15 protein-coding genes and 1 tRNA gene are annotated in these 13,795 nt (G+C 68.5%); 9 read left to right on the top strand and 7 right to left on the bottom strand.

The genetic code is table 11. From position 1 onward, the window contains the following. The first annotated feature begins 74 nt into the window (after nucleotides 1-74). The 4 genes from AB4Z55_RS25595 (at nucleotide 75) to AB4Z55_RS25580 (ending at nucleotide 3,197) form a co-directional block, all read left to right on the top strand. On the top strand, nucleotides 75-1,340 hold the full coding sequence (locus AB4Z55_RS25595) for a lipase family protein (protein ID WP_354561425.1): 1,266 nt from the start codon (nucleotides 75-77) through the stop codon (nucleotides 1,338-1,340). A gap of 64 nt (nucleotides 1,341-1,404) precedes the next feature. Next, complete coding sequence (locus AB4Z55_RS25590) at nucleotides 1,405-2,094, top strand: hypothetical protein (RefSeq protein WP_004023348.1); 690 nt, start codon at nucleotides 1,405-1,407, stop codon at nucleotides 2,092-2,094. A gap of 129 nt (nucleotides 2,095-2,223) precedes the next feature. Beyond that, on the top strand, nucleotides 2,224-2,655 hold the full coding sequence (locus AB4Z55_RS25585; protein WP_354561424.1) for an organic hydroperoxide resistance protein: 432 nt from the start codon (nucleotides 2,224-2,226) through the stop codon (nucleotides 2,653-2,655). Between the two features lie 65 nt (nucleotides 2,656-2,720). Then, nucleotides 2,721-3,197 (top strand): Dps family protein, encoded by a 477-nt coding sequence (locus AB4Z55_RS25580; protein WP_004023350.1) that lies wholly within the window; start codon nucleotides 2,721-2,723, stop codon nucleotides 3,195-3,197. A gap of 87 nt (nucleotides 3,198-3,284) precedes the next feature. Here the strand turns inward: AB4Z55_RS25580 and AB4Z55_RS25575 are convergent, their stop codons facing one another. After that, nucleotides 3,285-3,881 (bottom strand): hypothetical protein, encoded by a 597-nt coding sequence (locus tag AB4Z55_RS25575; RefSeq protein WP_354561422.1) that lies wholly within the window; start codon nucleotides 3,879-3,881, stop codon nucleotides 3,285-3,287. A 203-nt stretch (nucleotides 3,882-4,084) separates the two neighbouring features. Between AB4Z55_RS25575 and AB4Z55_RS25570 the strand changes: the two genes are divergently transcribed. From AB4Z55_RS25570 to AB4Z55_RS25560, 3 genes are all read left to right on the top strand, one after another. Then, entirely contained in the window at nucleotides 4,085-5,557 is a 1,473-nt protein-coding gene (locus tag AB4Z55_RS25570; RefSeq protein ID WP_354561667.1) for a hypothetical protein, read from the top strand. Between the two features lie 129 nt (nucleotides 5,558-5,686). Then, nucleotides 5,687-7,063, top strand: a complete 1,377-nt coding sequence (locus tag AB4Z55_RS25565; RefSeq protein ID WP_354561420.1) for a DUF2252 domain-containing protein — start codon at nucleotides 5,687-5,689, stop codon at nucleotides 7,061-7,063. Between the two features lie 54 nt (nucleotides 7,064-7,117). Continuing rightward, nucleotides 7,118-8,488: a dipeptidase gene (locus AB4Z55_RS25560; RefSeq protein ID WP_354561419.1), complete on the top strand. Its 1,371-nt coding sequence runs from the start codon at nucleotides 7,118-7,120 to the stop codon at nucleotides 8,486-8,488. Here AB4Z55_RS25560 and AB4Z55_RS25555 read toward each other — a convergent pair. Then, entirely contained in the window at nucleotides 8,475-9,542 is a 1,068-nt protein-coding gene (locus AB4Z55_RS25555; RefSeq protein ID WP_354561418.1) for an acyl-CoA dehydrogenase family protein, read from the bottom strand. The two genes, AB4Z55_RS25560 and AB4Z55_RS25555, sit on opposite strands and share 14 nt — an antisense overlap. Nucleotides 9,543-9,755: 213 nt before the next feature. On the opposite strand from AB4Z55_RS25555, the gene AB4Z55_RS25550 reads away from it, so the two are divergent. Then, nucleotides 9,756-10,199: a helix-turn-helix transcriptional regulator gene (locus AB4Z55_RS25550; protein ID WP_239401962.1), complete on the top strand. Its 444-nt coding sequence runs from the start codon at nucleotides 9,756-9,758 to the stop codon at nucleotides 10,197-10,199. 66 nt (nucleotides 10,200-10,265) lie between these two features. Here the strand turns inward: AB4Z55_RS25550 and AB4Z55_RS25545 are convergent, their stop codons facing one another. Continuing rightward, nucleotides 10,266-10,880: a lipocalin family protein gene (locus tag AB4Z55_RS25545; RefSeq protein WP_239401960.1), complete on the bottom strand. Its 615-nt coding sequence runs from the start codon at nucleotides 10,878-10,880 to the stop codon at nucleotides 10,266-10,268. Nucleotides 10,881-11,029: 149 nt separating this feature from the next. Further along, nucleotides 11,030-11,455, bottom strand: a complete 426-nt coding sequence (locus tag AB4Z55_RS25540; protein ID WP_004023358.1) for a hypothetical protein — start codon at nucleotides 11,453-11,455, stop codon at nucleotides 11,030-11,032. A 200-nt stretch (nucleotides 11,456-11,655) separates the two neighbouring features. Between AB4Z55_RS25540 and AB4Z55_RS25535 the strand changes: the two genes are divergently transcribed. Continuing rightward, nucleotides 11,656-11,729 (top strand) — tRNA-Pro (locus tag AB4Z55_RS25535). Nucleotides 11,730-11,806: 77 nt separating this feature from the next. Here AB4Z55_RS25535 and AB4Z55_RS25530 read toward each other — a convergent pair. From AB4Z55_RS25530 to AB4Z55_RS25520, 3 genes are read right to left on the bottom strand one after another with little or no spacing between them, the layout of a single operon-like run. Then, complete coding sequence (locus AB4Z55_RS25530; RefSeq protein ID WP_354561416.1) at nucleotides 11,807-12,001, bottom strand: hypothetical protein; 195 nt, start codon at nucleotides 11,999-12,001, stop codon at nucleotides 11,807-11,809. Further along, entirely contained in the window at nucleotides 11,998-12,723 is a 726-nt protein-coding gene (locus AB4Z55_RS25525; protein ID WP_369520903.1) for a haloacid dehalogenase type II, read from the bottom strand. The genes AB4Z55_RS25530 and AB4Z55_RS25525 overlap by 4 nt, the downstream gene beginning before the upstream one ends. After that, entirely contained in the window at nucleotides 12,720-13,727 is a 1,008-nt protein-coding gene (locus AB4Z55_RS25520; RefSeq protein ID WP_248644445.1) for a metallophosphoesterase, read from the bottom strand. Before AB4Z55_RS25520 ends, AB4Z55_RS25525 begins: the two co-directional genes overlap by 4 nt. Between the last annotated feature and the right edge of the window lie 68 nt (nucleotides 13,728-13,795).

Here is a 13,795-nt window from a genome sequence, read left to right as displayed (position 1 = left end):
CGCGATGCCAGTCACCTGACTCAAGTTACTGTGGGGTAGGTTACACAGCCATGAACGTGAGGTCGGGGAAGAACATGACTCATCGCAGGACATCGAGACGCATCGTCGGTGTCGCCGGCGCGTTGGTGGCGGCCTGTGCCGCATCCTTGGTTCCGGCTGCGGCCGGGACCGCTGCCGCGGCGGATTTCTACAGCCCACCGGCCCGGTATGCATCCGAGCCGGGTTCGGTGATCCGCAGCCAGTCGAGTCCGCTGCTGCTCCAGATCCCCGGGATGGCCGGTCAGTGGCCGGGGACGGCGCGCACCGTGATGTACACCTCGCGTCGTTCCGACGGGACACCCGTCCCGGTCACCGGCACCGTCGTCGAGCCCACCGCGCCGTGGCGCGGCAAGGGTCCGCGACCGACTCTGGTCGTCGGTTCCGGAACGATCGGTCAGGGCGACCAGTGCGCCCCGTCGAAGCTGATGGGTCTGCCGATGGCGGTCGACCTCACGAAGCCGAGCATCTCGGTCAACTACACGGCACCTGAGATGTACTACATGCTCGTCCACGGCGTGCGGGTCTTCGTCACCGATTACGTCGGGATGGGCACGCCCGGTGTGCACACCTACGTCAACCGCGCCGAGTCCGGACAGGCCATGCTCGACGGTGCGCGGGCCGCGCTCGACCTCTCGGGCGCGCCCGCCGATGCGCCGGTCGGCTTCGCCGGGTACTCGCAAGGCGGGGGAGCCGCGGCGTCGGCCGCCGAACTCGCCGAGACCTACGCGCCCGAGCTGAACGTCCGCGCCACCTATGCCGGCGCACCCCCGGCCGACCTGGAGAAGGTCATCCCGGCGATCGACGGCACCACCATCGCGGGTGCGATCGGTTTCGCGATCAACGGACTGACCGAGCGGTATCCGAACGTCGCCGACGTGGTGCGCCGAGAGACCAATCCGACCGGCAAGGCCGCACTGAAGCAGATCTCGACGAGTTGTATCGGCGACATCATCCCGGCCTTCGGTTTCCGCCGCGTCGAGACGTGGACGCGAACCGGTGAGACGCTGTCAGCCCTCATCGCGCGATCGCCGGGGCTGCAGGACGTGGTCCGGCAACAGCGGATCGGACGCCTGAAGCCGAACGCGCCCGTCTTCGTCGAAGGCGGACTGCACGACGACGTGATCCCGTACGGCCAGGTCGCGCAGCTCGCCGCGGACTGGCGGGCGCAGGGCGCCGACGTCACCTTCGTCACCGATCCCACCCCGCCCATCCTGACCAAGTCGATCGTCAACCACGTCGTGCCCATGCTCGGGACATTCGTGCCCGGGATGGAATTCGTACTGACCGAGTTCCGGAAATAGGCCGCACGTTGTCGGGCGGTTCTCGGCGCTGGAGGGCCGCCGGGGCGAGTGGCAGGATCGGGGCATGACGGATCCGAAGGACCCGACCGGCGGGACGTCCGGCGACCCGGCCGGGCGTGACCCCGACCGTGTCCCGAGCCAGGCCGAGCTGGATGCCGAGGACCTGGCCGCCCTCGAACGATCCTCCCGAGACCGGGACCAGGCGGCGCTCTATCCGGCCCGGCCCGGCGATCCCGGACGGCCACCGGATGCGCTCGCCGTGCACGCACGGATCGTGTGGTGGGGCGCTGCGGTGATCGGGTTGGTGCTGACGATCTACGGCTTCTTCAACCTGGGGACCATCACCGACGACCTGCGTGGCCGGTTGCTGGAAGGAGTGGTGGCCGACCCGGCGAACTCCGCCCCGGAGAGCGAGGTCGATACGCTCGCCGGGTTCTTCCCGCCGTTCATGCTGGTGATGATCATCGTCGTGCTCGCCATCGAGTACGCGTGCCTGGTCACCGCTGCCACACAGCACAGCCGCCACCTCCGGAACTTCTTCCTGGCTGCCGTCGTCGTGCACCTGTTGTGCATCCCCGTCGGCGTCGACCTCCTCTTCCGGTACCCGGACGTGTCGTCGACCATGGTCGTCCTGAGCTATGCGCAATTCGTTCTGCTCGTGGTCGCCGCCCTCTGCACCCTGCGTCGCCCGGTCAACCAATGGCTACCGGAGTCGACCCGGATGAAGCCGACGCGGATGATGCGCGGACGCTGAGCCGGTTGCGGAGACCGGTGTCGCGACCATCACGTCGCCGACGGCGGTGTCGCCGGAATGTTCGGTGAACGGAACGGGTTGGAACGACCGTTGGCCCGAACCCGCACTGAGCATCCAGGAGGATCTCGAATGGCAATCGAACCGGTGTACACCATCTCGTCGAAGGCGTCCGGCGGTGGACGCGACGGCGAAGTCGTCTCGGCAAGCGGCCAGATCGACCTGGACCTGCGCCCGCCGAAGGAACTCGGTGGCAACGGCGAGGGAACCAATCCGGAGGAGTTGTTCTCCGCGGGCTACGCGGCCTGCTTCCTGAGCGCGCTTCGTGCCACGGCCAAGCAGGCGGACACCTCGGTCCCCGACGGGGCAACCGTGGACGTGACCGTCGGAATCGGGAAAGACCCCGCGGACAACGGATTCGGGCTCACCGTCGCCATCGAGGTGTCGCTGCCCGGCCTCGATGAGGCCAAGGCCAAGGAGCTCGCCGACCTCGCGTACACGTTCTGCCCGTACTCGAAGGCGACCAAGGGCAACATCGACTCCGCGGTCACCGTCCGCGTCTGACCGCGTCGCACAGCGCAGTCGGAGCACGACTGCGACCAGCTATGACAAGAAGGGAGTTCTTGATCATGACCACCACTCCGATCACCAGCACACTCACCGACGAGCAGCAGTCCGTCGCCGGAAAGGCGTTGCAGGACACTCTCGTCGATCTCATCGACTTGTCGCTCATCGCGAAGCAGGCGCACTGGAACGTGGTCGGCAAGCAGTTCCGGTCGGTGCATCTCGACCTCGATGAGCTGGTCACGGTGTCCCGGGAGTTCACCGATGCGGCGGCCGAACGGGCCACCGCGATCGGCGTGAGCCCCGACGGCCGTGCCGAGACCGTCGCGAAGACCGCCCACACCAAGGGATTCGGTGAGGGATGGACCAAGGACAGTGACGTCGTCGAGGCGATCGTCGACAATCTCAAGGCAGTCGTCGCGGGTCTCCGCGAGCGAATCGGGGTCACCGAGGAGGCCGATCCGGTCACCCAGGATCTGCTGATCTCGTTCGCCTCGAAGCTCGAGCAGCTGCACTGGATGTGGCAGGCGCAGATCGCCTAGCGAGCCGCCTGACCCTCTCACAGCAACGAACCCCCGCCGGGCGGTCCAGCCCGGTGGGGGTTCGTTGTGTCTCGGGTCGCCGGTCGGTCAGTCGACGGGCCGTGTGGAGACCGGGGTTTCGGTGGAGGGGGTTTCGGTGGACGGGGCCTCGGTGGACGTGGCTTCGGCCGTCGGGGCCTCGGTGGACGTGGCTTCGGTGGACGGGGCCGAGTCCGGATCCGAGTCCTCGCCGGCGTAGGAGTCGCTGAAGGACACCCGTGGCGTGGTCGCCGAGTGATACAGCGCGATGCCGACGTACACCAGCGTCGAGACCCCGAAGACGCCTGCGGCCACGATCGTCGCGACGTGTACGACGGTCGCGAACACGCCGTCGAGTGATCCCACCGCGAGCGCTCCCGCTCCGGCGAGCACTGAACCGAGAAGCGCCCACGCGGCGCTCCGAATCCACGGCGCGACCACCGAGGCGTAGAAGAGCCGGTGATAGATGGTCAGCGAGAACTCGTCGACCGCGGCCAGCCGCACCTCGTCGTCGCCGGCGAGGTCGCGCAGTTCCCGGGCGAGCTGGGTCTGGCGCTGCAGGGTCGTCGATTCCCGTTCGCGGTATCGCACGAATCCGACGACGCCGAACGCCGTAGCCAAGAGTCCCAACCCGACCATCACACCCCAGTAGTCCACGACATGCACGCTACAACTAGAACCTGTTGCAGTCGTGAAGCGGGTCACAGGGCCGCGTCGTCGTGGCCGGTCACGGCCTCGCCCCCGCGGTGGCCGTCGAACCCGCACTGCCGGCGCTGCTACGTTGGGCGTCCGTCTGCGCCGGAACGGACGGACCGGGGCGAGCCCGGCAGCCGCGCGGAGGATTCGGCAACGAACGGGAGGGTGCGCGGGTGACCGGTCGGGTGATCTGGACGTCGATCGTGTGCGTGGTCGTCGGCCTCGTCGTGAGCGCTTCGGCAACCGGTGTCGGGGCTTCAGGCGTCGGGGCGTCCGGGATCGGTGCGTATACGAACCCGCCGCCGGGCGTCGGCGTGCTCTCCGGCGATGCACCGGAGTCCGTTCAGCTCAGTCGCGAGCTGTACGCCCGATCCGACGAGGCGATCCTGGTGGGTCCCGACGCACTCGACGACGCCGCCGGCCGGGCCGCTGCAGCACGTGTCGCACAGGACAAGCACGTGCCGGTCCTGGCCGTGACCCCGCAGACGGCGCCCAGCGTCACCGACGAACTCCGACGACTCGGGGTCGAGACCGAGGTCCGGCTCGGTCGGGTCGATGGCATCCCGTCGCCGCGTATCTCGGCGGCTCTCGACGACCTGCGGGGCAACGCCTCGAGGTCGGGGACCGCACCGGTGGTGATGCTGACCCGCGACGCCCCGGCCGACGCGATCATGACGGCACGGTCGGCGGCACGTGTCGTCGAGGTGCCGGTACCCGACCCGCGTGCGACCGCCGAGTCGGTGGCCACGATCGAGGCGGCCGCGTCCGAACCGGCCGCCGTGCGGGCGGTGGGACCCGGCTTCGGCACCACCGAGGAGTTCGCCCGGCGCGTCGAACTGGCCCGCGACACACCGGAACTGCCCGGCGGTGGGCAGGTCGTCTTCCCGGGCAGGCGGATGGTGGCGTTGTACGGCTCGCCGGACGCGCCGGCGCTCGGTCCCCTCGGCCGGCAGGGCATCGCGGCGTCGATAGACCGGGTGCGTCGCCTCGCCGCCGAGTATCAGCGGGTGAGTGCCGAACCGGTGGTCCCGGCGTTCGAGATCATCGCGTCGGTCGCCTCGGCCGAACCGGGCCCGGGGTCGACCTACACGAACATGATCGATCCGGAGACCCTGCGGCCCTGGGTCGAGGCCGCCGGCCGCGCCGGGGTCTACGTGACCCTCGACCTCCAACCGGGGCGCATGGACTTCCTGACGCAGGCGCGTCGCTACGCCGACCTGCTGGCCCAGCCGCATGTCGGCCTGGCGCTGGACCCCGAGTGGCGGCTCGAACCCGATCAGGTCCATCTCACCCAGATCGGCTCGGTCGGGGCCGGGGAGGTCAACCGGACCTCGGAGTGGCTCGCCGGACTCGTCCGAAGCCGCCGCCTCCCGCAGAAATTGTTCGTGCTGCACCAGTTCGACGCCGGGATGCTCGACGATCGGCCCGCGATCGTGACCGACCGCGACGAGTTGCAGGTGGTTCTGCACGCCGACGGGCACGGCACCCCGGACGTCAAGATGGAAACCTGGCGCAGATTGGTCACCGATCTCCCGGCGGGGATGTGGATGGGCTGGAAGAATTTCTACACGGAGGACAAGCCGACGTTCTCGCCCGCGACCACGCTGGCGGTGCGCCCGTCCCCCTGGTTCGTGTCGTATCAGTGACTCCGACGTCACCATGCGGTCCGGGCCGGACGGACGTCGTTCGCGGCGGTTCACCGCGGGTTCCGAACGGGACCCGGAGAACTGCAACTCCGCCCGGTGGCGGGGCCGCACCGACGTGAAGGAGCGCCCGTGGCGACATCCCTCTCCACCCTGCCCACCGCTGCCGAACTCGCCGCGTGCCCCACGCCGACCGAGCGCGCCGACCCGCTGAAAATCCTGGCGGCGCAGGCACAGACCCGGGTCGCCGACCTGATCCCGGTGCGGCACGCCCGGATGTCGGCCACCCCGTTCACCTTCTACCGCGGTGCGGCCGCGGTGATGTCCGACGATCTGTCGCGAACCCCGGACACCGGGATCATCACGCAACTCTGTGGCGACGCACACCTCAGCAATCTCGGTCTCTTCTTCAGCCCCGAACGTCGAATGGTGTTCGACCTCAACGACTTCGACGAGACGCACGTCGGCCCGTTCGAGTGGGACGTCAAACGCCTCGCGGCGAGCTTCGCGATCGCCGGACGCAACAACGGATTCGACGACGCGATCAACCGCAAGGTCGCCAAGACCGTCGCCAAGTCGTACCGGCGGGCCATCGCGCGCAGCGCCACGCAGACGACGCTCGAGAACTGGTACGCCGGCATCGACGCCGACGACTTCCTGACGGATTTCGGTCCGAAGCTCGACACGTCGATGAGTGAGCGTACGCAGAAGGCCCTCAAGAAGGCGCGTCACCGCGACAGTGCCCAGGCCCTTGCGAAGCTCTGCGTGATCGACGCCGACGGTACGGCGCACATCCGCAGTGACCCTCCGCTTCTGGTGCCCCTGCACGAACGGTTCCCGGCGGAGACCGCCGACGTCGTCGCGGAGCGGGTCCGCGAGCGGATCAGTGCCTACCGCGACACCGTGCCCCTGCACGTGGCGGCGCTCCTCGACCAGTTCGAGATCGTCGACATCGCGTTCAAGGTGGTGGGAGTCGGCAGCGTCGGTACGCGGGCATGGATCATCCTGCTCACCGGCAAGGAGATGGGTGACCCGCTCTTCCTCCAGGTCAAGGAAGCGCAACGCTCGGTTCTCGCCGACCATGTGCCTGCGTCCGGCTTCGACAACCAGGGCCAGCGGGTGGTCGAGGGTCAGCGACTGCTCCAGGCGACCAGCGATCTGTTCCTCGGCTGGTCGACGGGGACCGACGAGAACGGCGAGCGACGCGACTTCTACGTGCGCCAACTGCGGGATGGCAAGGGTTCGGTGGTCGTCGAGGCCCTGAGCCCGGAGGGCATGAAGTTGTATGCGCAGTTGTGCGGTCTGGTCCTGGGTCAGGCGCATGCGCGCACCGCGAGCCGCTTCCGGATCGCCGAGTACCTGGAGACCACCAAGGGCTTCGGCGAGGCCATCGCCGAGTTCTCGATCGGCTACGCGGATCTCAACGACTCCGACCATTCGAGGATGATGGAGGCCATCGGCCGCGGCGAACTCGAGGTGTACGACCTGGCGGCCGAGGGAAAGAGCTGAGTCCCGTCCGTTCGGCCGGGACCGCCCGATTCGAGGACAGACGGGAGATCGCCGGTGAAATCGACTGCGCGAGAAAACGACAGGGACGTCGAACTGCGTGACCAGGTGGCCGCGCTGATGCCGCAGGCGAGGTCAGATCTCGCGGAGATGGTCGGTTTCCGGTCGGTGCACGATCCGCATCAGTTCCCCGTCGAGGAGTGCGACGGGATGGTCGACTGGCTGCTGTCGGCGTTCCGGGATGTCGGCGTGGAGGACATCGCCGCACATGTCACGAGCGACGGGAGCAAGGCGATCACCGGATCGATTCCCGGCCCGGAGGGCGCACCGACCGTCCTGCTCTACTTTCACCACGACGTCCAACCGCCCCTCGGTGACGACGAATGGGATTCTCCCGTGTGGGAATTGACCGAGCGCGACGGTCGCTGGTTCGGGCGCGGAGCGGCGGACTGCAAAGGCAACATCGCGGTACACCTCACCGCGCTGCGGGCACTTGCCGGCCGGGCCGGGGTGACGGTGAAGATCATCGGTGAGGGCTCGGAGGAGCAGGGGACCGGCGGCCTCGAGGACTTCGCGGTCCGGAATCCGGAACTGCTTGCGGCCGATGCCATCCTGATCGCGGACTCCGGCAACTTCGCCGTCGGGAAACCGAGCCTGACGACCACCCTGCGGGGTATCGCGAACATCGTGGTGTCGGTGGAGACGCTCGGGTCGGCCATGCACTCCGGGATGTTCGGCGGCGCCGCGCCGGATGCCCTCGCCGCCCTCATCTCGATGCTCGCCACCCTGCGTGACGAGCGCGGCAACACCACCGTCAGTGGACTCGACGCCGACGCCCGCTGGTCTGGGGTGTCCTACCCGCCCGAGCGATTCCGTGGCGATGCAACGGTTCTCGACGGGGTCGAACTGGTCGGATCGGGATCGGTGTCGGACATGGTGTGGGCGCGTCCGGCCGCCACGGTGCTCGGTATCGACTGCCCACCGGTGGTCGGATCGTCGGCGGCCGTGCAGCCGCGGGCGCGGGCGCGGATCAATCTCCGGGTGCCGCCGGGGATGGACCCCACGCATGCGCAGGACGCACTGATCGAGCATCTCCGCGGGGTCACGCCCTGGAACGCACGGGTGTCCTTCGAACGCGAGGCGGTCGGGGCGCCGTTCGTCGGGTCCACCAGCGGCCCGGCGTACGACACACTCACCGACGCGATGTCGACCGCCTACGGCAGTGAGGTGCTGATCCAGGGACAGGGCGGGTCGATCCCGTTGTGCAACGTTCTCCAGTCGCTGTACCCCGACGCCGAGATCATGCTCTTCGGTGTCGAGGAGCCGCGCTGCCTGATCCACGCACCCAACGAGAGCGTCGACCCTTCGGAGATCGAACGGATCGCGCTGGCCGAGGCCATCTTCCTGCGCGACTTCACCTACCGCTGAAGAGCTGCAGCAGCGCGTTTTTCAGCTCCGGTCGACTCGCGGCGACCAGGATGAACGCGGCTTCGCGGAACAGTCGCTCGGAATGACTCCCGCGCACGAGTGCGCGTCCGCCGTCCGCGGACACCAGCGCGGCGGCGGCGTCGAGTGCCAGGCGGGCGGCGTCGGCCCGGGCTGCCAGCAACGCGGTGGCATCCGCCATCCCGGCGTCGAGTGCGGTTCGCACGACGTCGGCGCGTTCACGCAGCGCACGGGCTTCACGGTCGTGCCCGCTGACGTCGAGCAGCGCGGTGCATCGGCGCAGGAGTCCGAACGGGAGGGTGCCGTTGAGCCGGACTCCGACGTTCTGGTTCGTGAAGAACTCCGCGAGGCCCACTCGGGTCACCACCCGATCGACGGGGACGATGAGGCCGTCGACGTGCAGCGACACCGTCTTCGTCCCGGCGGCAGCGGACAGGTCGACGGGTGTGGCCTGCACCGCGCGGGCCGACGAGCCGTCGAGGAGATCGGACATGCGCACGATCGCGGACACGACATCGTCGGTGCCGGCGTCGCGTGCCGAGATCTGCAGGAGGTCGAGGTCGCCCCAGCCGCTGACGAAGGGAGCGTGACCGGTGAGCAGCCAGCCGTCGGCGGTGGCCGTCGCGGACATCCGTGGCGGCGTGGGGACGACCCCGGCATAGGCGACCCCCGCACGCAGTCGTCCGGCCACGGTCGCTTCGAGGAATTCCGCTCGTAGGTCGGCGTTCGTGGTCCGGGACAGGGCCACCACGACGCCGTGATGCTGAATCCAGGTGAAGGCGGTGGCGAGACAACCGCTGGTCAGTACCTCCAGGATCTCGGTGATCTGACCGAACTCGAGTCCCGGCCCACCGGCCTCGACCGGCGCGGCCATCCCGTACAGGCCGGCGTCGGCGAGCGCCTGCCAGTGCGCTTCGGGCACTGTGCCGGTGCGGTCCACCTCTCCGGCCGCCGGGAACAAGACCTCATCGGCGATCCTGAGCGCGGCCGCCCGGAGCTCGACGCGTCGTGCGTCTGCGGCGTCGTCGGTGGTCACGGTTCTCACCCTACGACGCGTGCTCCCGCCGGCCTCCAGAGTTGGACGTCTGACCCGGTCTGGCGCCGCCCCGGCTCACGGAACCCGTCGTGGCGCAGCACGATCCCGGGACCAGAATCCTTGAAAGTGGGACCAAAGGCCCAAGACCGGCGACGTGAGCGTCGATAAGCTCGTGTATCGGGTGGGAGCAGTCTTCGTGTGGAAGGAACCCAGGTGACCGCAATCCTCAATGGTCGGGACGTGCAGTCGATACGCGTAGTGCCGGAATCGAATTCGGGTGCTCCGCGGTCGGATATGCGGACGAGTGAGCGGTACTTGCGCGCCGCGGTCACCGACCTCATCGAGCGCAACTTCCGTGATCCCGACTTCAGCGTCGAGATCGTCGCCCGGCACCTGCACGTGAGTCGCCGGCACCTCTACCGGGTCCTCGCCGGCGGCACCACCTCGCTCGCGGAGATGATCGCCGACCGCCGCCTGGAATGGGCCCAGGGATTGCTCATGGGGCCGGGCAATCTGAAACTCGAGGCCATCGCGCACGCGTCCGGCTTCGCCTCGACGGCGACGATGCGCAACCGTTTCCGGTCGAAGTTCGGCTGCACCCCCGACGAGTTCCGCCGCACCGCGCCGATGCCCGGGCCGGACGCCGAGGCAAGCTGAAAAAGCTCCGGCGCAAACACTTTCGTGCCTGCGCCGGAGTCTGTGGTCATCGTCTGACGGTGGCCGTCACACCGTGCACAAGGGCGAGTAGTCGCTGCGTCCGCCGGTGGTCGGAGACACCAGGAAGGTGCACGGGTTGTACCCGACCTTCTCGATCTCCTTGGTCAATCGACGCAGCTCCGAGTTGGGGACCACCTTGTCGCGGGAGAGCAGAAATCCCGATCCCCGGGTGGGATCACCGACGATCGCATACCGGTAGGGGCCGGTCGGGTTCGGGCCGTCCTCGAGATAGGCGACGATGTAGTTGGGCGCGCCGCCGGGGTTGATGCTGCCCGGGGTCTGCGGGAAGCGAACGCTCAGTTGCGCATTGGTCTGCGGGTCGACGACGGTCGCGCGCCCGACGACGCCTCCGCGCATGCCGGTGGGGCCGGTGCACTGGTTGTCGACGCCGATCGTCGTGGCGTCGATGTAGGTGTAGGTCGCGCTGGTGTCCCGGGCGCAGGTGACGCCGAAGAACGACGGCACTGTCGCCAGCTGCCACCACTTACCGAGGTAACGGTCCACCTCGACCTTCGCCACGGGGGCCAGCGGCGCCGCTTGCGCCGGGCCGGCTCCGGATGCGAAGCCGACGCTGAGGACTACGCCTGCGACAAGGGCTGCAAGGGACCGGGTGATGCGGATGGTGTTCCTTTCGGGCGAAACGTCGTCGCGCGGCTCTCGAGGTGGAGCAGCGTCACCAGACGATTCGGACCGGATGCGCGTCGTGGATTGGTCGGTCCCCGCAGCCCTCGTCTCAGCGAAGTGTTCTCACTGCGTCAGTGGCCGGTCGGTCACAGGTTGTATTCGTTGGTGGGATTCCAGGTGGAGACGGCCCAGATCACGATCAGATCCAGGACGATGATCAGGATGGCCCACGCGGGGTAGTAGGGCAGCCACAGGAACTGCGCGATGATCGACAGCGACGCGATGATGATCGCGGAGATGCGCGCCCAGTCGGCGCCCACGGCGAGGCCACCGGCGACCAGGACCCCGACGATGCCGAGGATCAGGTGGATCCAGCCCCAGGTGGTGAGGTCGAACTGCCAGATGTACTGGGGTCCGGCGACGAACAGTTCATCGTTGGCGATGGCTGAGATGCCCTGGAAGATCGAGACCAAGCCGGCTACGAAGAGCAGCGCGGCGGCTACGATCGCGATCCCGAATGCGAAACCCTGCTTGGCAGACGAGTTGGCCTGCTGATCCGGGGAAGCGCTCATGGTTGGCGTGTCCTTTCAGTGGTTGTACGCCGACTCCCTGGTCCCGACCGACGGCGCGGCGGCACTGGTACGGATGGACCACAACAAGAATGAGGTGCGGGAGGCACTTTCGCACAGCATTCGAGCCAGACCGGGCACATCTTTGACCAGGCGATTTAGTACTCGACCACAGTGGGGTATAAGCTATCGCAGGCTACACACGGGGTGTGGCGCAGCTTGGTAGCGCGCTTCGTTCGGGACGAAGAGGTCGTGGGTTCGAATCCCGCCACCCCGACGCAAGGTTGAGATTGCAGAAGAGACCCTGACCGGAGACATCCGGTCGGGGTCTCCTCGTTTCCGCAGGTCGCCGGGTCACTCCGGCTCTTCCTCCGAGGAGAGCCGACCACCGATGTGGGCCAGGATGATCGGGTCGTCGGTGAGGACGCGGTCGACTTCCTCGCCACCGTCGCAGCGGAGCAGGCCCAGCGTCACCCCGGCCGGTCCGTGGTGGACCACCCGCCACGACGCCCCGGAGTCCTCCCAGCGCAGCAGGTCCTCGAGGGTCATCCGGGGGCGACGCTCTCGGCGCGGCTCAGCTGACGCGCGAGGTCGAGCAGATCCGTGGCGTGGTAGTCGTTGTCCGGCGAACCGGAGTCGTCTTTCTCGTCCCCGCCCCACTCGTCGGGCCGCTCGATGAACGCCGTCCGCAGTCCGAAGGACCGGGCGGCGTCGAGATCGCTCTGGTGGGTTGCCACCATCATCACCTCGGCTGGTTCGACCTCGAGGAGATCGGCCAGCCCGCAATAGGTCTCGCGCGCCGGCTTGTAGTGCCGCCAGAGGTCGGAACCGCCGATGACGTCCCAGGGGAATCCGTTGTGCCGGGCCATGTCGGTGAGCAGGGCGACGGTCCCGTTGCTCAGCGCGCAGATGATGTGGTCGCGTTTGAGGCGCCGGAGGCCGTCGGCGGCGTCGGGCCAGCCGGGGATCGTCCGCCAGGCGCGGACGAGAGAGCGGGACTGAGTGTCGTCGAGCGACACGTCGTGCAGCGCGGCGACCTCCTGCAGGGTCTCGGTCTGCAGATCGTCGAGGCGGCGCCACGGCAGCTCGCCGGATTCGACGCGAGCCAGGATCGGCGAATAGCGGCGCCGCCAGTCCTTGGCGAACGACGCGGCGTCGACACCCGGGACGGTCTCGCGGACGGAGTCGGAGATGCCGGTGAACCAGTCGGTGACCGTCCCGAAGGTGTCGAAAGCGAGGACCTTCACACGGGGATGAAGGTCAGCGCTCACATGGTCTCCCGGGCCAGCTGCGGCAGCGACTGGTCGGCGTCGTAGTCGGCGTCGCCGTGGGACACGGGCGTGAGGGTGAGAAGGCTGGCCTCCGGACGGCAGCAGAAGCGTGCCGGAGCGTACGGCGAGGTACCCAGGCCGGCGCTCACGTGCAGTTTCATCGAGGAGCCCCAGCTCGACGGGCCCTTCACCCGGGACCGATCGAGCTGGCAGTTCGTCACCAGCGCGCCGAAGTACGGCAGACAGAGCTGCCCACCGTGCGTGTGACCGGCCGTGACCAGGTCATAACCGTCGGCGGCGAACCGGTCGAGGACCCGCGGCTCGGGCGAGTGGGTCAGACCGAGCCGCAGATGGGCCAGTGGGTTGGGGCGTCCGGCGATCGTCTCGTAGCGGTCCCGCTCGATGTGTGGATCGTCGACGCCGGCCGCGACGACCCGTACGCCGCTGACCTCGAGTTCGCGGACGGTGTGCGTCGCGTCGAGCCATCCACGTTCGGTGAACGCGGCCCGCAGGTCCTGCCACGGCAGCGGTTCGCCCTGCGTGCGCTGGTGGTCTTTCTTGAAGTACTTGAGCGGGTTCTTGGGCTTGGGGCCGAAGTAGTCGTTGGACCCGAACACGAACAGGCCGGGCCGCGACAGCAGGCCGCCGAGCGCCTGGATCACCGACGGGACCGCCTGCGGGTGCGCGAGATTGTCTCCGGTGTTGACGACGAGGTCCGGTTCGAGCGCCTCGAGCTCGGCGATCCACGCCTGCTTCAGCCGCTGGCCGGGCATCATGTGCAGATCGCTGATGTGCAGGACCCGCAGCGGGGAGGCGCCGGGTTCGAGGACCGACAGCGTCGTGTGTCGCAGCGCGAATGCGTTGCGCTCGATCACCGTCGAGTAGAACAGCCCGGCCGCGGCGAGTCCCGCGGCGCCGGCCAGAGCGCGGACGGGTACCCCGGAACCGGACGGACCGAGGCGGGGGATGCCGAGGCGTGCGATGTCGAGTTCGGAGTGCTGCATCCCCCCAGGATACGCATCCCGCGCGCCGGTTCCGCCCCCGTTTCGCCGGCGGCGCGGGCGGGTCGTCG

It is taken from the genome of Gordonia sp. ABKF26, assembly GCF_041103195.1.
GTDB lineage: Bacteria > Actinomycetota > Actinomycetes > Mycobacteriales > Mycobacteriaceae > Gordonia > Gordonia terrae.
This window is presented reverse-complemented; position numbering and strand designations above follow the sequence as displayed.

Coding starts and splice junctions, on each gene's coding strand:
- AB4Z55_RS25590 (WP_004023348.1), top strand. CDS start 1,405: ATGACGGATCCGAAGGACCCGACCGGCGGGACGTCCGGCGACCCGGCC.
- AB4Z55_RS25530 (WP_354561416.1), bottom strand. CDS start 12,001: ATGACCCTCGAGGACCTGCTGCGCTGGGAGGACTCCGGGGCGTCGTGG.
- AB4Z55_RS25580 (WP_004023350.1), top strand. CDS start 2,721: ATGACCACCACTCCGATCACCAGCACACTCACCGACGAGCAGCAGTCC.
- AB4Z55_RS25520 (WP_248644445.1), bottom strand. CDS start 13,727: ATGCAGCACTCCGAACTCGACATCGCACGCCTCGGCATCCCCCGCCTC.
- AB4Z55_RS25540 (WP_004023358.1), bottom strand. CDS start 11,455: ATGAGCGCTTCCCCGGATCAGCAGGCCAACTCGTCTGCCAAGCAGGGT.
- AB4Z55_RS25585 (WP_354561424.1), top strand. CDS start 2,224: ATGGCAATCGAACCGGTGTACACCATCTCGTCGAAGGCGTCCGGCGGT.
- AB4Z55_RS25595 (WP_354561425.1), top strand. CDS start 75: ATGACTCATCGCAGGACATCGAGACGCATCGTCGGTGTCGCCGGCGCG.